Origin of the sequence: Flavobacterium sp. W22_SRS_FK3, from assembly GCF_052113665.1 — a bacterium.
In the GTDB taxonomy this organism is placed as follows: domain Bacteria; phylum Bacteroidota; class Bacteroidia; order Flavobacteriales; family Flavobacteriaceae; genus Flavobacterium.
Genome location: NZ_JBGQOF010000017.1, coordinates 18,226 through 39,067, shown reverse-complemented (window position 1 = coordinate 39,067; position 20,842 = coordinate 18,226). Strand labels below are relative to the sequence as shown.

The window sequence follows — 20,842 nt, the reverse complement described above, 5'->3', positions numbered from 1 at the left end:
AACAAAAATGAAAAATATAAAAAATATTATCTCATTTATAATAATGAGTATAGTTCTTGTTTCGTGTGATGACAAGGGGATTGAAAATCATGATTGGCTTCAGGAGCCAAATTTTACTAATCCTATGACTTTAAGCCTTTCTAGTAATGAGGTTGTATTGATTAAAGAGAATGAAGATGCAGATGCTATAACTTTTACCTGGACACAAGGAAACGACAGGGGAGCCGGAACTACTTTAAAGTACTTCTTCCGTATCGATATCTTAGGAAATAATTTTAGTAAAGATATTGATGATGTGACTAAAAGAACCGTATATACGGAAGAAATTCCTGATGGTGTTTTAACTAAATCCTATACAGTTAAACAGTTAAACTCTTTATTATTGAAGCATTTTAAACGCCCGGGAGGTGCTGTAACGAATCTTGAAGTGCAAATAATAGCACAAGTAAATGGTGGAACACAGTTTCAGCTTCCAGAAGTATCTACATCAAGTTTTGCTGCTACAAGCTATAGCCCGGGACCATTACCGCTATTTATGGTTGGAGACGCTATAAGTGGCAGCTGGGATTACAATACAGGTAAAAGTTTACCAGAAATAACAGAGAGAACCCTATACAATTTTATAGGTGATTTCTCGGTTGGCTCATTCAAGGTTATTGAGAAACCAGGCAGTGAATTACCTTCTTACGATCCGGTTGCAGTAAATAATCTTGTGTATAACGAAACGAATCAGAGAACAGCCGATAATGTTTTTAAAGTAACTGAATCAGGTCGCCATTCCTTGTACATGGATATTGATAAAGGAACCTACATTTTTGGATATGTGCCTTATCAAAATGTTTATATGGTAGGAAATGCCATAACCGGAATTGGCTGGGATATTGGTAAGGCTAAACAAATGATATGGGATGCTAAGAATCCTGAAGTCTTCTCCTATAAAGGACAATTTGACGCCGGAGAATTTAAACTTTATACACAGCAGGGTGACTGGGGGGGCAGAGCTTTAATGCCTGCAATAAATGGTACCAAACTTATACCTGATGCAGATGCAATAGTAATGTCGTTGATGCCTAATGCCAATCCCGATAATAAATGGGTTATTGAAGCTACTGGAAATTACGAACTCATCGTTAATCCTTCTAAAATGACCATTAAACTAAAAAAACTGTAGATATAGTAATAACCATATTTTTAGATTAATAAATTGCCCCAAATAAATGAAGACAAAACTTTTCAATCTTGTATTGGAAAGTTTTGGATTCTTTTTTAGTTCTACGAATTTTAGGATTCAGACAATCATTTATTAAAATCGCTAAAACGTAAATTATATGTGATTATGATTAATTCGCTAAAACGTTTTATTATATTTTGTCGAGAAAAGAAAAAGAAGAAATGATAAATTTTATAACATGATAAAAACTTTACTCTGTAAATATAAGGATACTACTAATGTCTTTTTTATTGTGTACCCCTACTGTGATATTTCTAATGATTTAGCCCTTAAGCTAATTGCTATTTTGTTTTTCCTATTGTAAGACAGGAACAGCATATAATTTTATTTATACGGTTTAACACCTCATTATAACCCGAAGAAGTGTTTTGTAAGTCAAATATTCGCATTAACACCTCTTCGGAATTATTTAAAATTTGAATACAATAAAAATGTAAACTAAACAATTATGAAAAAAGGATTTAAGTTACTCCTATTGGTTTCTATATTGGTATTAAATGTATTCGTATCCAGGAGTCAGACTTCAAATATGGCTGGGGATAATATTGCGGTTTTTTACCCAAACAATTTTAAACCCACCGAGACATTACCCTCACTAATTTTTGTAAATGATTTAACTGACAAGGGAAGTGTTCCTGCTTCATGGTCGATAAAGCCTGTTTTTAGTACAGTAAATGGTAAAAGTACAGTGAAGATTTCTTATACAGGTAGTGTCGATTTTTATGGTAACGGAGAAGTTTCAGGGCCGTTGAAACGTAATGATACACAAGTTACATTATGGAACAGTGAGGCGCCAAATTATTGGATCGACAATGGTACTCGTTTGTATCAGTCGCATCCATGGATTATGGGTGTTCGCTCCAATGGTACTGCATTTGGGATTATTGCGGATCATACCTGGAAACAATCTTTTGTGATAACAAATCCAGTAACTATAACATCTGAAGGTCCTGGATTCAGGGTAATTATTATAGAAAGAAATAGTCCGCAGGAATTAGTAAAGACCCTTGGGGATTTAACAGGTAAAATAGAACTTCCCGCTTTATGGACGCTGGGCTTTCAGCAAAGCAGATTTACGTATACCCCGGATTCAAAGGTAAAAAGTATTGCTGATGAATTCAGAAATAGAAAAATTCCATGCGATGTACTTTGGATGGATATTGACTATATGGATCAATATAAGGTGTTTACTTTTAATCAAAGTACATTCGGTAATCCTAAAGGGTTGAATGATTATTTGCATACTAAAAATTTCAAAGCTGTTTACATGATTGACCCCGGCGTAAAAAAAGAGACAGGGTATTTTGTGTATGATCAGGGAAAATTGGGTAATCATTGGGTGCAAAAATCGGATGGTACGGAGTTTAACGGTCAGGTTTGGCCAGTTGATGTTGCCTTTCCTGATTATACCAGACCGGAAACCCGTACTTGGTGGGCAGGATTGTATAAAGATTTCATGGCGAAAGGGATAGACGGAATCTGGAATGACATGAATGAACCCTCAGTGTTTGAAACTCCAAACAAAACAATGCCTGAGGATAATTTACATCGTGGTGGTGGTGGATTTCCTGCCGGAAGTCACTTAAGATATCACAATGTATATGGGTATTTGATGGTCAAAGCAAGCCGCGAAGGAATCGTTGCAGCTAACCCGGATAAACGTCCGTTTGTTTTATCTCGATCTAACTTTTTGGGAGGTCAAAAATATGCCGCTACATGGACAGGTGACAACTCTTCTACCTGGGCACATTTAAAGCTTTCTATTCCAATGTCCATAACATTGGGACTTTCAGGCCAGCCCATTTCCGGTGCTGATATTGGAGGTTTCAACAACGATTGTACTCCTGATTTATTGGGGCATTGGATGGCACTTGGAGCTTATTATCCTTTCTCAAGAAATCATGCTGCAAACAACTCTGTTAATCAGGAACCATGGGTTTTTGGATCGCAAATTGAAAATGTGTCCCGCACCGCTGTTAATCGCAGGTATCGCCTTCTTCCTTATATGTACACCCTATTGAGAGAAGCTTCGGAAACTGGAATGCCTTTAATGAGACCCACATTCTTTGCAGATAATACAGATTTAAGTTTACGAAATGAACAACAAGCCTTTTTGCTTGGAAGAGACTTATTAGTAGTGCCGAGATGGGCTGTAAATCCCAATTTGCCAAAAGGAAATTGGAATAAAGTAACCCTAGAATCTACTGAGGATGATAAATATCAGGCTCATTTATATGTACGACCTGGTTCTGTAATTCCTGTTGGAGAAGTGATACAAAGCACAACAGATTACAAAAGTGATAATATTACCTATTTGATAAATCCATTGAAAGATGTTACAGCTAGTGGCGAAATTTATCATGATGATGGAGATGGATATGGCTACAAAACAAATGACTACGCACTGCACGGAATTAATGTAACAAAACACACTGCGGATTCATTAAAAGTGGTAATCAACCAAATAGCAGGAAGTAAAAACATTAATCGTGTGAGCAGAATTGGATATGTAACAGATAAAGGAATCGAATATTCAGGTTGGTCTACAAGTACCGTTCGCTATATACCCATTATCCCTGATCAAAATCAAAGTATTGATTTAAGCATGATAAATACAATGTTTCTTAAAGGAAGTTTTAATGCAAATATAATTCCAATGATAAATATTGGGGAAAAGAAATGGAAGTTTGATTCACAAAATTTAAAGGCAGGTCAAACCTACACATTAAAATTTATTCAGAGCAAAAACGCAGATGGATTGGAATGGGGAGGCGCAACAGGGATTTCTGGAAAAGCCATTCAAACGAATGATAGTAACAATACAATTTCATTTACTATAAACGCTGATGGTAATTATAGTATAACATTTGATGAATCTACATTAAACTATGTTATTCAAAAAACACCAGCTATAAATTCACTATCTATTGTAGGAGATGCTACGGATCTTATGAATTTTGATCTGATGGGATTACCTATGAGTCAATCTGTGGATGATTTGAATGTTTTTACATGGACTGGTCATTTATTTCCTAGTAATGGTAATACGGAGGGAAAATTTAAATTCCATAATGGTACGGAAGGGCAATGTGATGATGTATGGATTTATGCATCTACAGCCGACCAATCTTTGACTTCAACAGCAATGGTTATTGCAAATGGATGCTCTAACCCAGATAATAAATGGATAGTAAAATCTGGAGAAAATGGAACCTACAAAATAACTGTTAATACTGCTACGAGAATAGTCAAGATAGAAAAGCTTCATGAATTTGCAACTTTGGCTATAGTTGGAGATGCCAATTCAATAGGGTGGGATCCTAAAGGACTGCCAATGGATCATGATCTCAATAAGCCAAATATTTTCAAATGGACAGGAAAATTAACGGCAAGTAATGGTACGACAGAGGGAGCATTCAAGTTTCACTCTGGTGCTAATAATTTTTGCGATGATATTTGGGTGATGGCCACAGACGTAGATCAGACTTTGTCTGCAACTACATATAAAGTAGAAAAAGGCTGTAATAATGATAAAAAATGGAAAGTCCGCGAAGGTCAGACGGGAACCTATAATATCACTATTGACGTAATAGCAAAAACAATTAAAATAGAGCAGGTTATAAACTCTTTATCAATAGTAGGCGATGCAACTTCAATAGGCTGGGATCCAAAAGGACTTGCAATGCAGCAATCCACAGATAATATGAAAGTTTATACATGGACAGGAACTTTAGCAGCAGGCAATGGCAATACTACCGAAGGCAAATTCAAATTTCATTCTGGCATCAATAATTTTTGCGATGATATTTGGCTGAATTCCTCTGTCGCAGATCAATCGTTGTCTGCAAATTCATTTACAACAGTAAACGGATGCGCTTCTGATACTAAATGGCAAGTAAAAGCTGGAGAAACCGGAACTTATAAAGTAACCGTTAATCTTGAAACTAATAAAATAAATTTTCAAAAAGTAGCACTCCAATCCTTATCAATTGTTGGTGATGCAACTTCTGCAGGCAATAATACTAAAGGTTTATTGATGGAACAATCCGCTACTGATTTAAATGTTTATACCTGGATAGGAACATTATCTGCTACAAATGGCAGTACCGAAGGAAAATTCAAGTTTCGTTCAGTTAACGGTGGTAATTGTGAGGATACATGGCTGTACGCAGCAGTAGCAGACCAAACACTATCTGAGAGGGAATTTACAAAAGCCACAGGATGTATTACTCCTGATAATATGTGGAAAGTGCCAGTAGGAGAAACAGGTATATACAAAGTAACGGTTAACTTAAAGACTAATAAAGTAAGTATAAAAAACATTTCTACAAGCCTTGGACAAAGTAGTTTTATAAAAAAGCAAAATTTTATTTACCCTAATCCAGTAGAAAATACTCTTTTCTTCAGTGATGATATGACAGGAATAAATGTTAGTATTTTTTCGACAACTGGTAGTTTAATTTTAAAGCAAAAAGTAAATAGTAGTAACAATATTGATGTTTCTAAGCTAAGTGCTGGTCTGTATTTTATTACTGCTTATAAAAATGACAATAAGATTTATAATAAGTTCCTTAAAAAATAAGCTTAAAAGCCTTAACTATTCCATTAAGTTGGTTTAGTTAAGGCTTTTTTATTTACATCATTTAATATTTAGTCATTAATCTTAAAAAAGTAAATTATGAAGAATCTATTTAAAATTAGAAACGTATGTTCAGTATTCTTTTTGATATTTGTTTCTAATTTATTGGCACAAACAGCTGATCAAAGGGCAGAAAATTTACAGAATGGTACGAATACTATTTTTATGTCTGCCGACAAAAGTTACTATAAGCATAACAGTGCCTCAGATAATGATCCTTATGGTTATGGGTATTGGATACAGGCACATACGTTGGAAACTCTAGCAGATGCCTACCAAAGAACCCGTAATTCTGTTTATAAAGACCGAATGAAAAGCATTATTGCAGGAATTAGAAAATACAATTCGTATGGTGCAGGAACATATCACAATGATTTTTATGATGATCTGGAATGGCTTTGTCTAGCGAGTTTTAATTGCTATAATGCAACAAAAGATCCTGAATTTTTAGATGCAGTTCATCAAATGTGGACAGAAATTAAAACCGGATATGCAAATGGTGCGATGTCTTGGAAAAAAGGATGTACGATACCTTGTAAAAATTCAATTGCAAATGGTCCTGCCATCGTAATTGCGGTAAAATTATACCAATTAGAAGGGGATAATAACAACCTGCAGATGGCAAAAGACATTCATACCTGGATGAAAGTCAACGTTTTTAATATTCAGGGCGGAATTTGGGATTCACCAACAAATATGGATCCTGATTGGCAATTCTCATATAATTCAGGGATGTTTATCGCTGCTAGTTTAGAACTTAATCTTGCTACAGGTACACAGTCTTATATAGATGATGGGATCAAGGCATGTGAGTTTATGATGAATTACAGAAATTATAATGGAGGCGTATTTTTCCTGAACGAAAATGGACAGGGAGATGGTGGTTTATTTAAAGGGATTTTTGCGAAGAGGTTTGTAGAGTTTGTCCGTATGGGGAATTTAACGCAAGCTCAAAAAGACCGATATTTAGGCGTAATCAATTATACCAGCAATTATGTATGGGCGAAAGCGGTTAATAAATCTAACTATTTAATTAACTCCTATTGGGATTCATTACCAACAGGAACGATTGACTTATCTACTCAATCTGCTGGTTTGCATTTGTTTGAGTCGGTTGCCAGTTTAAACAAGGTTCATGCATACCAGAATATTAATTACGGGGGTTTTTATTCCCAGCTTTCAACAGGGACGTATACTTTGGCACAACTTCAGGCTAGAGGTATTTCTGATAATGATATCACATCTCTAACCATTCCAGCAGGTTATGTGGTTACGGTTTATGAGAATGATAATTTCGGGGGAGCTTCCAAAATATTTACAGCAAATTCCGCATGGCTTAATGATTGGAATGACAGGATTTCTTCCTTAAAAATAGTTGATACCAACAGTTCTTTAGTCAATGTGTATCAAGATGTAAATTTTGGAGGTTATACAGCAGGTCTGAATATTGGAGATTATACTTTAGCTCAACTCCAAGCCAAAGGGATATTAGATAATGATATTACTTCTTTGAAAATCACTGAAGGATATAAAGTAACAGTTTATGATGGAGATAATTTTACAGGAGCTTCAAAAGAGTTTACATCAACTACAGATTGGGCTGGTGATTGGAATGACAGAACTACATCTTTGCGTATTAGCACTAATGTACCTAGTTTAGGAAACAAAACCTACTATCTACAGAATCGTAACAGCGGATTGTATATGGATGTTTGGGGACTTAGTACTACTGATGGTGGCAATATAGCACAAGGAAATTATACAGGAGCTACTAATCAACAATTTAAATTCATCGATGTGGGAGATGGAGCTTATGAAATTCAAGCTGTTAATAGTGGTAAGGCAATAGATATTTCTGGAGTGAGTGTAGACAACGGAGCCAATGTTCATCAATGGTCTTATGTTGGAGCGGCCAACCAGCAATTTACAGCAGTGTCAACAGGTGATGGTTATTACAAATTGATAGCCAAACATAGTGGGAAATTAGTTGAGGTATCTGGTTTTAGTATTGTAAGCGGAGGAAATGTTCAACAATGGGAAGATTTAAATCAATCAAGCGGTCAATGGAAATTGATTACCATTGGTACAGCCAAATTCGCTAATTCAACATTGAAAGCAGAAAAAGAAGAGGAGACAATGCCTGTAAATCTATATCCAAATCCAGTCGAAAACACACTATTCTTTACAACCCAAATGGCAGGAACTCAGGTAAGTGTTTTTTCTGCGATGGGAAATTCCGTTTCGCAACAAAAAATAGCAGAAAATAATTTGGATGTTTCAGGGTTAGCAACGGGAACTTATTTTATAGTTTTCGAAAAAGATGGGGCGAAAATAACCAAGCGATTCATTAAAAAATAACACCAAACACTAGAAATTATGATACAAATATATAATCAGATTGATAAATTCAGATTGCGTTTTACCGCATTTTTAATGTTTATAAGTTTTGCAATTCCTGTTCAGGCACAGCTTAGCGGAAATCCTTTATTTACAGGAGCTGATCCTGAGATTCATTACTTTAACAATAAATATTACATCTATACTACTGCTATTTACGGCACACAGTTTCATGCGTATTCTTCAAATGATTTAACCAACTGGGTTGATGAAGGTCTTATTTTTGATCTTTTTCCGGATAGTCCCTGGGCACAATATAACGGCTGGGCTCCGGCTGTAGTTTTTAGAAATAATAAATACTATTTCTATTATACTGCCGAAACCAAAATAGGCTTGGCTGTGGGTAATACACCTATTGGTCCTTTTACAGATATTGGGTCACCACTTATTGGTACAGATCCTTACACCGATGATATTATTGATGCCAATGTTTTTGTTGACGATGACGGACAAGCCTATATTTATTATGGAGGTTCAGGCAAAAGCAGAATGGTGGTGCGTAAATTAAATCCGGATATGATTTCATTGGCAACTGGCCCTACAGATATCACACCTCAAAATTATACCGAAGCTCCTTATATGGTAAAGAGAAAAGGAATTTATTATATGACCTATTCTAATGGATCCTGGTTTAATGACACGTATAATGTGCAATATTCTACTTCAACTTCACCTATGGGGCCATGGACCTATAGAGGAAAAATATTAAGTTCAAACTCAGAAGACAAAGGTCCCGGACATCATGGAGTATTAAAAATAGGAAACTGTGATGAATATTACATGGTGTATCACAGGTATGAAAATGGCACATCGGGTGACAGAAAAATTGCTATCGACAGAATGTATTTCAATTCCGCCGATTTGATTGATCCTGTTAATATGACCAATTATGGAGTTGCACCTAGAATCCCAGATCAATCCTGCCCTACACAAAGTATCGTTTCGGGAGGTATTTATAAGTTAACGCACAAAGGAACGAATCAATGTTTGGATGTTTACAACAACGGAAGCCAATCGGGAGCGAATGTGCAGCAAAGTATAGATAATGGAAACGATGCACAGCGTTGGATTATTACACTGGAGGCTGATGGTTTTTATAAATTAACGCATAAAGGAACAGCTCAGGTTTTAGACGTTGATAATAATAGCAGTCAGTCTGGAGCCAATGTACAACAATGGACAGATCTTGGTACAAATGCTCAACGTTGGAAAATTGAAAAGATGTCTGATGGGTATTATAAATTGACCCACAAGGGAACCAATCAATCTTTGGATGTAGATAATAATAGTAATCAATCAGGAGCTAATGTACAGCAATGGGTAGATAATCCTAATACCAATAATGATGCACAACGATGGAAATTCGATTTAATAGAAGTTCCAATTGTTTCTGGAGGTGTTTACAGACTAACTCATAAAGGAACTAACCAAAGACTTGATGTAAGCGGAGGAAGCACACAGCAGGGTGCAAATGTGCAGCAGCATAACCCAAATGAAACGGATGCACAGCGTTGGGTAATTACAAAAGAAGCAGATGGTTTTTATAAATTGACTCATAGAGGAACCAATCAGGTATTGGATGTGGATAACAATAGCAGTCAGGCTGGAGCCAATGTGCAGCAATGGACAGATCTTGGTACTAATGCACAGCGTTGGAAAATTGATTTGATGCCGGATGGCTATTTCAAACTTACCCACAAAAATACTAGTTTATGTCTTGATGTTGTGAATAATCTAGCGGAGCCAGGAACAAATGTACACCAATACACAGATAATGGCAATGACGCACAACGCTGGAAAATGGATTTAATAAAACCTACAGCAAGTACTGCTAAATCAGGTAATTTAAAAGGAAAAACCGATGCTGTGGAAACGGCTTTAAATATATACCCAAATCCAGTAAAAAACATGCTTTTTTTTACACCCGAGATGAAAGGAATTCAGGTTCGTGTTTTTTCTCAAGCAGGAAACCTGGTTTTAGAGCAAAAAACGAAAGATAACAGTTTAGATGTTTCGGGTTTAACGACAGGAATTTATTTTGCTGTTTTTGAGAAAGACGGAGAAAAAATGACAAAACAATTTATTAAAAAATAACATAAAACTTGTTTAAAAAAAAACAATTAAGTTAATCTAAACATCTCTAAAAATACTCTTGTAAAGTTCGATTATAGAAAAGATAACTTTTAGGGATGTTTTAAAATTAAAATTATGATGAGAATTATACAAAAAAAATATAAAATATTTGGCCAGTTACGTCTTGCGGTCTTTTTCATATTTATAAGTTTGGTTGCGCCTCTACACGCACAGTTGAGCGGTAATCCGTTATTTTCCGGTGCAGATCCCGAAATTCATTATTTTAATAATAAATATTACATCTATCCTACAGCGTCAGCAGGAAAACAATTCCATGCTTATTCATCAGTAGATTTGACAAACTGGACAGATGAAGGGGTTATTTTTGATATTGGTCCTCAATGCAGCTGGGCAGAAAATAATGGCTGGGCTCCCGGATTAGCATACCGAAATAATAAATACTATTTCTATTATACTGCCGAAGTCAAAATTGGAGTTGCTGTGGGTGATTCTCCATTAGGTCCTTTTACAGATATAGGTGCTCCGCTTATTGCAACAGATCCATTTACAGATGATATTATTGATGCCATGGTATTTACAGATGACGATGGTCAGACCTATATTTATTATGGAGGATCAGGGAAAAGCAAATTAGCGGTTCGTAAATTAAATCCTGATATGGTTACTTTGTCCTCTGGTTCTACAAATATAACGCCTCAAAATTATACCGAAGGGCCTTATATGGTAAAGCGTAAAGGGATTTATTATATGATGTATTCAAATGGTTATTGGGGTAATGATTCCTATAATGTACAATACTCAACTTCCAATTCTCCTATCGGACCCTGGACATATCAGGGCACTGTACTGAGTTCTAATTCACAAGACAAGGGGCCAGGACATCATTCTGTCATAAAAATAGGGGATTGCGATGAGTATTACATCGTATACCATCGTTATGAAAGCGCATCAAGCGGAGACAGAAAAATTGCGATTGATCACATGTATTTTAATGAAAATGATTTAATTGAACCTGTAAACATGACCAATTATGGAGTTAATCCAAGAGTACCGGATAATACATGCTCATCATTGCAGGTATCTCAAATTGTTTCGGGTGGTGTTTATAAATTGTTACACAAAGGCACGAATCAGTGTTTAGAAGCAGCAAACAATAGCACCCAGCCAGGCACTAATATACAGCAAAATACCGATAACGGGAACGATTCACAACGTTGGGTTATTTCACTTGAATCGAATGGTTTTTATAAATTGACCCATAAAAATACCAATCAAAGTTTAGAAGTTTCAAATGGAAGTAATCAGCCTGAAGTAAATGTGCAGCAAGGTACAAGCACTGATTCTGATGCTCAATATTGGAATTTGGAAGCGATGACAGATGGTTACTTTAAGATCACGCATAAGGGAACAAGCCAATGTCTGGATGTAGATCAAAACAGTACTACTCCTTTAGCCAATGTGAAACAAAATACTGACAATGGAAGCGACGGACAGCGTTGGAAATTAGAATTAATTCAAGCGCCAATTGTTTCCGGAGGATTATATAAATTAACCCACAAAGGAACAAATCAGGTGATAAGTGTAGACAGAGATCTTATAACACCAGGTGCTAATATACATCAGTGGACTGATAGTGGTAATGTTGATGCTCAGCGTTGGTATATCACTCTCGAAAGTGACGGTTTTTATCAGTTGAAACACAAAGGGACGAATCAGGTTTTAGATGTTGATAATAATAGTGCTAATGATGGTGCCAATGTACAACAATGGGATGATACTGATAATGATGCCCAGCGCTGGAAACTGGATTTAATGCCTGATGGTTATTATAAAATAACCCATAAAGGCACAAATAAATGTCTTGATGTAGACAATGATCTTTCGGAACCAGGAACTAATATTCAACAGTGGACAGATCTTGATAACAATGCACAACGCTGGAAACTGGACTTAATGCCGGATGTTAACCCAATAATTGGTAGCGGAACAGGTTTGAAAGGAAACTATTTCAACGGAATGAATTTTGAAACACAAGTATATAGCAGGGTAGATTCTGCTATTAATTTTGACTGGGGATTCGGATCTCCGGATCCAAGTGTAAATCCAGATCGTTTCACAGCACGCTGGACAGGCCAGATACAGCCAAAATATAGTGGAGAATATACTTTTTACGTGACCAGTAATAATGGAAGAAGACTATGGATTAATAACCAATTAATTATTGATAAATGGCTTGATGACACAGGAGAAAACAGAGGTAGAATTTTCCTTTTAGCTGGTCAGAAATACAATATCAAATTAGAATATTTTGAAAACACTAGTGCTGCTAACTGCAAATTGGAATGGTCAAGTTTTCTACAGGGAAGAGAAGTGATATCTAAGTCACAATTTTATGAAACTACTTTAGGTATTGATAATTTGCAGTCAAACCTAGAAATTATTATAGCAAATCCTGTTGATCAGATATTGCATATTATGTCGGATATTGATTTATCATCTGCAGATATAAAAATTTATGATATGCAAGGCAGACTTTTGAATAATCCTCTAAAATATTACAACGATCTTTATGTAGGAAATTTGAAATCAGGTATTTACATAGTGCATATTCAAGTAAATGGTACCAGATATATAAAGAAATTTATAAAAAAATAAACCTAAAAGAAAAATAAATACTTCAAATAAAATCGTTGAATCCTAAATAGCCATTATTTTAGATGAAATGATTTGAAATATTTATTTAAAATTAATTTTTAAAATAGAATATGAAAACAAAACAATTTTTAGTTACAATTTTTAGTTTTGCTTCAGCAGTTTTATCTGCTCAGGAATACAAACCTGAAGCAAACCCATTGGCAACGATAGTATCAGGTAATACTAGGTTTACAGTACTTTCACCACGTGTAATTCGTATGGAATGGAGTGCTGATGGTAAGTTCGCAGACAATGCTTCCTTAACTTTTGTAAATCGAAATCTTCCTGTACCTAAATTTACTAAAAAAGAGACTAAAGGTGAATTGCAAATTGTTACCGACGTTGTTAAGCTTAAATATAAAAAAGGTTCAGGCAAGTTTTCCGATAAAAATCTGAGTGTAGATTTTATTGTAAATGGTAAAACTACAACATGGAAACCAGGATTGCCAAATAATAAAAACCTTTTGGGCACAACACGTACTTTGGATGGGGTTGATGGTCCGGCTAAAGAACTGGAACAAGGTATCATTTCACGCGATGGATGGTATTTGATAGACGACAGCGAGCGCCCGCTTTTTGATAATTCAGAATGGAATTGGGTAATGGCTCGTCCCGGAGATAAACATCAGGATTTGTATCTTTTTGCTTATGATTCCGATTATAAAAAGGCCTTAAAGGATTACACCGATATTGCAGGTAAAATCGCTATGCCGCCACGATTCGCCTTTGGTGCATGGTGGTCGAGATACAGAGAGTATTCAGACACTGAATTCCGTGATCTTGTTGGCGAATTCAAAATGCATGATGTCCCGCTTGATGTATTTGTAATTGATATGGACTGGCACGTAAAATCATTGCCTGAGTTTTTCAAAAATGGCCAGAGACAAAGAGACCAGGCCGGAGAAGATTCTGGCTGGACTGGATTTACATGGAATAGAAATTTGTTTCCTTCACCTGAAAAGTTTTTAAAATGGACAAATGAGCAGCATCTCAAAACCTGTTTAAATTTACATCCGGCATCAGGTATACAACCTTATGAAGAGGCATATCCTGAAATGGCCAAAGCAATGGGAATTGATCCGGCTACAAAAAAATATGTACCTTTTGATATTACAGATAAAAAATTCGCTACCAATTATATGAATCTGGTGTTGCATCCTATTGAAAAAGCAGGTGTAGACTTTTGGTGGTTGGACTGGCAGCAATGGGGCAGCACTAATATACCAGGAGTTAACCCTACTTTTTACTTAAATTATGTGCATTACAGTGACATGGAACGCCAAAACAAAGTGCGTCCTCTTATATTTCACCGTTGGGGAGGCCTAGGAAATCACAGATATCAAATCGGATTTTCAGGAGATACACATGTCACCTGGGAATCGCTAAATTATCAGCCCTATTTTACTGCTACTGCTGCCAATGTAGGATTTGGGTACTGGAGTCATGATATTGGCGGACATCAGGGTGATGCTGGAACAGCGGAACTATATACAAGATGGATTCAATGGGGGGTGTTTAGTCCGATTTTCAGAACGCATGCTACTGCAGCACCACAGCATGAAAGACGTATTTGGGCTTATCCTCTTGACAACTTTCTTATTATGAGAGAAGCCTATCTGCTTCGGTATTCTCTTGTGCCTTATTTATACAATGAAGCACGTAATACTTATGAAACCGGAGTTTCTACAGTTCATCCCATGTACTATGATTATCCAAAAGATGAAAATGCCTATTCTATACCAAATCAATATATGTTTGGCCGGGATATGATTGTAAACCCTATTACGAAACCTATTGAGAAAGATAATGTTGCTTTGTCACACGAAACATGGCTACCAGAGGGCAAATGGTACGAATGCAGTACAGGTAGTATAATAAATGGTGGTAAAAAAGTAACCATGCCTTTTACTTTGGGGGATATTCCTGTTTTTGTAAAAGAAGGAGCCATTATTCCGATGCAGACAAAAGTCGAAAGAACAGACGAAAAACCGCTTAATCCATTAATTCTTTCTTTCTATCCAGGTAAAAAAGGCGCTCTTAAGTTGTATGAAGATGAAGGCAATAATAATAATTTTAAGAAAAATGCTTTTACTTATACACCTGTAACTTCACAACAAACAGGAAATAAAATGAATATTGTAATAGCACCTGTAGAAGGATCATTTCCGGGAATGCTGGCCTCAAGAGGGTATGAACTTCGTTTTCCGTGCTCGTTTCCCCCAATAACAGTATCTGTGAACGGACAAAATATTCCTTATAGTGCAGAAGCTAAAGTTGGAAGCTGGTCATACGCTGGAAATGATTTTGAAACACATGTTTATGTACCGGAATCTCCAACGAATAAAACAGTTTCGATTGAGGTACAATTCCCGGATTATGATCAACAGCTTCTTTCAGCTAAAAAAGGGCAGATTAAATACATGAAAAATTTCGAAACATTTCGCTTGTTGAATGATTGGAATGATGGATTATACAGTCCTTTTGAAATAATGTCACTTTCTCAATTTGGTCAAAATCTGGAATATAACCTTACTGATATCAAAAAAGAAGTTGATGGATTTGAAGATCGCTGGAACAGTGCGCTCTTGATAATTCAATCGATCAGCGAAACAAATAAAGTGTATAAACCTTATTACAAATTTCTTAAAAATTATGGAACTATCTCCGAAAGACCAGAATTTAAAACATCTGAAACTGATTTAGAATCAGAGAAAAAAGCAAAAGTAGAGTTTGTTCAAAAAGGTTCTGATAAAATATATTATACAACAGATGGCTCTGTACCTACATACAATTCACAGTTTTATACAAAGGCGTTTGAAGTTGCGGTTCCGGCGCGTGTAAATGCAATTGCCTGTCCGGCTGGTGATGGTTCTTGCAGCTCTGTTATTTCAAAAATATTTTACAATAAAAAAACAGGTTTAAACTATAGTTTGTATAAAGGAAAATGGAATAAAATACCTGATTTTAGTAAACTTACACCAGTTGATAAAGGCTATGCTCCAGATTTTGATCTGAACAAAATTAAACATGATTCTAATAATTACGGTTTGGTTTATAATGGATTCATAAATATTCCTGCAGATGGAAATTATACTTTTTATATGTCTTCTGATGACGGTAGTAAACTTTATATCAATAATCAGCTTCTTATTGATAATGATGGTTTGCATGGTTTTGATGAAAAGAGAGGTGAAGTGACCTTAAAGAAAGGACTTTTACCAATTCGTTTAGAATATTTTCAGGAAAGTTATGGAGATGGGCTTTCAGTAGATTTTTCATCTGATCAAATTGCCAGAGTCAGCCTTTTTCCATCTATTTAATGTATCGACTTATATATTTGATTCCGTAGTTTAAATATTGAATAAAAAAGCCACATTTTTAAATGTGGCTTTTTTATTGTCCTTTTTCTTCAAATTGCTAAAAGTCTGCCATTTATAAAAATTTTGTAAATATAAATTATCTCAATATTTTATAATATTTTCTGGGATTAATAAATAATGCTATCAGCCAACCTATTTACTTCAGAATTTTTTTTTAAAATATTACTTGAAATATTTTGAATACTAAAACGTTTTAGTATATTTGCTCACTTTGTATCGTCTTTGATAATAAATAAAATAATTTAAAAATTTATTTTATTAATCGTTTTTTATAGTTAAAATTTTGATTTACTGGTAAATAAAAAAGAAATTTAATAAGATTTGAATGTAATATTTTATGTTTTGTATTAGACAGAGAGTAATTTTATTATAAATAAATTTATAGTGTTAGAATGAAAATCAAACTTTTTTTTTATTACCACCTGTTAATCCTGTTTTTTATTAACTCTTTATATGCTCAGGACTGGCCAAATTTAAACAGATATAAAGGAGAAAATTCTAAAATATCGATTTTAAATACTAAAGTGCATGACTGTCTAGTTTTTATGGGAAATTCTATAACAGAAAGATGGCTAAGTAAAAGGCCGGATTTTTTTAAAACTAAAAATTATATCAACAGAGGGATAAGCGGCCAAAAAAAACCTCAAATGTTATTGCGTTTTCGACAAGATGTTATTGATTTGAAACCAGCCGTAGTCGTTATTTTAGCCGGAATACATGACATTGCACAAAATACTGGACCTTATTCAGTAGAAAACACTTCAGGAAATATTTTTTCAATGTGCGAACTGGCAAAACAAAATGATATCAAAGTAATTATCTGTTCAGTTCCTCCTGCAATAGATTTTCCCTGGAGGCCAGAACTTGAACCGGCTCAAAAAGTTATTGATCTAAATAATATCCTTAAATCTTATCATTAAAAAATAAAATTCAATATGTAGATTATTTCTCAGCAAAGGTCAATGATAAAAATGGATTAAAGGCAGGACTTGCTACAGATGGTGTACATCCAAATGAAAAAGGATATGCTATTATGTAACCAATTTGTAAAAAAAATTCAAAATTATTAAAAAAATAATCTGAAAGTTATTTTTGAAAGTGAAGCAATAATTTGAAACCGGATGATAAACGTAATATTTAGAGTTTTTAATTATTGTTATATTAGAATAGTATTGTTTTATGACAATATAGTATCGAATGGTAAGTATCTTTCTTTTTAGGTTTGACACTGATTTTAATCTAAATCAGGTATGCTAACAAAAGTTGAATAATAAGAAGATAATGAATTTAATAATTGATTATAAAGTTAAAATAATTAAAATAATTAAAAAATGTCAGTAACAATAGGTATAGATATAGGTGGAAGTCATATTAGCAGTGCAGCTGTAAACAGCGATAATTTTAAAATAATTCAAGGTACATATTTTAGTGGAGATGTAGACAGCAAAGCTTCTAAAGAAGAAATAATTCAAAAATGGGTTGCCATAATTAACCAAACGATTAAGGTACTTTATGAAACACATACACTTTCTTCAGATGAAACAATAGGAATTGCTTTTTCAATGCCGGGTCCATTTCAGTATCAAACCGGAATAGCCATGTTTGAAGGAAATGACAAATATGAATCATTGTATAATGTTTCCGTTTCAGATGAGCTTTTAAAATATTTAAGTACCAAAAATGTTAGTTTCAGATTTTTGAATGATGCCAGTTGTTTTGGAGTAGGCGGAGCACTTAAACAAGAATCTGCAGGTGATAATAAAGTTGTTGCAATTACTTTAGGAACTGGTTTTGGTGCTGCTTTTTTAGATAATAAACTGCCTGTAACACAAGGGAGTAATGTACCGAATAATGGCTGCTTATGGGATAAACAATTTAAAGATAGTATCGCTGATAATTATTTTTCTACAAGATGGTTCTTAAATGAATATGAAAAAGCTACCGGAGAAAAACTAGCAGATGGCGTAAAAGAAATTGCCAGTATTGAAAATTACTCAACAGCAAAAATATTCGATGACTTTGCAAATAATTTAGGTGATTTTTTATCACCCTATATAATTAATTTTGATGCTGATTTGCTGGTAATTGGCGGAAATATTGCAAAATCATACCGATTATTTTTACCTAAACTGAAAGAAAATTTAAAAAGAAACAATATCAATTTATCAATAAGTATTATTGAAAACACAGAACAAACCAGTGTGTTAGGTTCTAGCTATCTCTTTAATGAGGCCTTTTGGGAAAAAATTAAAGAAGAACTGCCTTCTTTTTAGATTGGTCTAATTTATTAAATAAAAAATATACAAAAATGAATATAGAAATTTCAAATCAGGATAGTAAAGCAACAGTGTTTGATAAAATTAGAAATGAGATTGAAAAGTGTAGTTTTAATATTATAAATGAAGATCAAACGAGGCCATGGGGAGGTTTTTTTGTAATTGATGAAGCTCAGGCAGGTGATTTTATATCTAAGTTTTTTTCGCACTTAAGTCTTGATGAGGTCCAAATTACAAATAAATTAAGTCCAAAAATATTAGTGGTAGCCCCAGAAAGCAGGCTTTCATGGCAATATCATTTTAGAAGATCGGAAATCTGGAAAGTGGTTGAGGGTCCAGTTGGAGTAAAAATAAGTAATACAGATGTTGAGGGAGAGTTGAAAACGCTTAAAAATGGTGATTTTATTAAAATGGATAAAGGGGAGCGTCATCGATTAGTAGGTTTAGATTCATGGGGTATTGTTGCAGAAATTTGGCAGCACACAGATCAAAATAATCCATCTGATGAGGATGATATTGTACGGATTCAGGATGATTTTGGCCGTTAAAATCAATTTGTTTTAATAGAAGAAAAATAAAAAAAAGTTAATATGGTTTTTTGATAAATGTTTAAATTACACTAAATTAGATTTTAACAATACGCCATAACTTTACTATATTTGAACCAAATTTATGGTTTAAAATTTAAAATGATTCTTCAATGAAAAAAAAACCTGTTTCTATTAGAAATATTGCAGACGAACTAAAAATTTCTGTTACAACAGTATCATTTGTTTTAAACGGTAAGGCAAAAGAGAAACATATTTCTAAAGAGCTTACTAAAAAGGTTTTAGATTATGCAAAATTGATTAACTACAGGCCAAATCAAATTGCACAAAGCTTACGTACAGGCAAATCAAAAATTTTGGTTTTTATGGTTGAAGATATTTCAAATAATTTCTTTTCTAAATTGGCTCGTATTTTTGAAGATATTGCATACGATAAAGGCTATAAAGTTATATTTTGCAGTAATGAAAATGATGATGAGAAATCTAAAGACCTTATCAGCTTATTTAATTTTCGTCAGGTTGACGGTTTTGTTATTGTACCTTCACCGGGTTTAAAAGATACTATTGAAAATTTAATAAAAGACAACATACCTGTTATATTGTTAGACAGATTTTTTGAAGGATTAGATTGCAATAGTGTTGTGGTAAATAACGAAAAAGCCTCTTTTGATGCGACACAGCATTTGATTGACAATCAATTTAAAAACATTGGTTTTATCACTATTGCTCCAGACCAGAGTCAGATGCAAGGTCGTCTTTCAGGATATTTAAAAGCAGTAAATGAAAATGGATTAAGATCAATAACGCTTGAAATTCCTTACAATGAAGTTTATAAAGGAAAAGGAAAAGAGCATATAAGAAAATTCTTTGAGAAGGAGACAAGTTTAGATGCTGTGTTTTTTGCAACGAATTATTTGACACAAACCGGATTGGAAATTTTCAAGGAAAACAATCCATCTTTAATAGATAATCTTGGAATTATTTCCTTTGATGATAATGACCTGTATAAAATTTACAGCCCTACCATTACATCCGTTTCTCAGCCTTTAAATGATATAAGTACTAAACTGATGGAAATTATGCTGCCTCTTTTAAAGAAAAAAGATGTAACAGAAACAGTGCATAAAGTCATGATTAGTGCCGAACTTATTATCCGTGAATCTTCATTAAGGAAAATAATATAGCTTAAAAAAACTTTTTACAACTATCTTCTAATCTGATTGTCAATTTTAATTTGATTATCAGTTTTTTTATTATTTAATTTCTGACAGTATCAGGTTTTAGATATTGATTTTTGATTTTCTTTTGATTGATTTTTCTTCTGGATTGATAACATTTTCGGTGGCTTTCATTAAATTATATTCAATTTACCATCCTATTTAAAAGTATACTTTATAAAATTAACATAAAATTTATATTTAGTAAAAAAAATTTTGTTTTACTAAAACGTTTTAGTATGTTTGCTATGAATTAGTTTGTTAATTAATTGTTTAGCTTTTAATTTTAAGATTTACCGGATCTTTTAACCTTCAAAACAAGCTTTACTATTTTTTGGCTGCACTTTTTTAATAATAGTTTTTAGA

Annotated in this window: 11 protein-coding genes; all 11 read left to right on the top strand. The window is 34.0% G+C overall.

Translation table 11 applies throughout. From position 1 onward, the window contains the following. Positions 1 to 7: 7 nt before the first annotated feature. The 11 genes from ACEN2I_RS15880 to ACEN2I_RS15830 all read left to right on the top strand — a co-directional run bounded on the left by ACEN2I_RS15880 (position 8) and on the right by ACEN2I_RS15830 (position 20,443). Positions 8 to 1,171: a SusF/SusE family outer membrane protein gene (locus tag ACEN2I_RS15880; protein ID WP_441767082.1), complete on the top strand. Its 1,164-nt coding sequence runs from the start codon at positions 8 to 10 to the stop codon at positions 1,169 to 1,171. A 508-nt stretch (positions 1,172 to 1,679) separates the two neighbouring features. Beyond that, positions 1,680 to 5,813 (top strand): TIM-barrel domain-containing protein, encoded by a 4,134-nt coding sequence (locus ACEN2I_RS15875; RefSeq protein ID WP_441767081.1) that lies wholly within the window; start codon positions 1,680 to 1,682, stop codon positions 5,811 to 5,813. 96 nt (positions 5,814 to 5,909) lie between these two features. Beyond that, positions 5,910 to 8,228: an RICIN domain-containing protein gene (locus tag ACEN2I_RS15870; protein WP_441767080.1), complete on the top strand. Its 2,319-nt coding sequence runs from the start codon at positions 5,910 to 5,912 to the stop codon at positions 8,226 to 8,228. Between the two features lie 18 nt (positions 8,229 to 8,246). Next, positions 8,247 to 10,361: an RICIN domain-containing protein gene (locus ACEN2I_RS15865; RefSeq protein ID WP_441767079.1), complete on the top strand. Its 2,115-nt coding sequence runs from the start codon at positions 8,247 to 8,249 to the stop codon at positions 10,359 to 10,361. A gap of 114 nt (positions 10,362 to 10,475) precedes the next feature. Beyond that, the gene (locus ACEN2I_RS15860; protein ID WP_441767078.1) at positions 10,476 to 13,016 is read left to right on the top strand and encodes an RICIN domain-containing protein; all 2,541 of its coding nucleotides are present in this window, start codon (positions 10,476 to 10,478) and stop codon (positions 13,014 to 13,016) included. A 110-nt stretch (positions 13,017 to 13,126) separates the two neighbouring features. After that, on the top strand, positions 13,127 to 16,375 hold the full coding sequence (locus tag ACEN2I_RS15855; RefSeq protein WP_441767077.1) for a TIM-barrel domain-containing protein: 3,249 nt from the start codon (positions 13,127 to 13,129) through the stop codon (positions 16,373 to 16,375). Positions 16,376 to 16,827: 452 nt separating this feature from the next. Then, positions 16,828 to 17,355: a GDSL-type esterase/lipase family protein gene (locus ACEN2I_RS15850; RefSeq protein WP_441767076.1), complete on the top strand. Its 528-nt coding sequence runs from the start codon at positions 16,828 to 16,830 to the stop codon at positions 17,353 to 17,355. Next, a complete protein-coding gene (locus ACEN2I_RS15845) occupies positions 17,343 to 17,474 on the top strand; it encodes an SGNH/GDSL hydrolase family protein (protein ID WP_441767116.1) in 132 nt (43 codons plus the stop codon). The genes ACEN2I_RS15850 and ACEN2I_RS15845 overlap by 13 nt, the downstream gene beginning before the upstream one ends. Before the next feature lie 292 nt (positions 17,475 to 17,766). Then, positions 17,767 to 18,708 carry an ROK family protein gene (locus ACEN2I_RS15840; RefSeq protein WP_441767075.1) on the top strand — a complete coding sequence of 314 codons (942 nt, stop codon included), beginning with the start codon at positions 17,767 to 17,769 and terminating at the stop codon, positions 18,706 to 18,708. A 35-nt stretch (positions 18,709 to 18,743) separates the two neighbouring features. Next, the gene (locus ACEN2I_RS15835; protein ID WP_441767074.1) at positions 18,744 to 19,259 is read left to right on the top strand and encodes a phosphoheptose isomerase; all 516 of its coding nucleotides are present in this window, start codon (positions 18,744 to 18,746) and stop codon (positions 19,257 to 19,259) included. 152 nt (positions 19,260 to 19,411) lie between these two features. Next, on the top strand, positions 19,412 to 20,443 hold the full coding sequence (locus ACEN2I_RS15830) for a LacI family DNA-binding transcriptional regulator (RefSeq protein WP_441767073.1): 1,032 nt from the start codon (positions 19,412 to 19,414) through the stop codon (positions 20,441 to 20,443). The last annotated feature ends 399 nt before the right edge of the window (positions 20,444 to 20,842 follow it).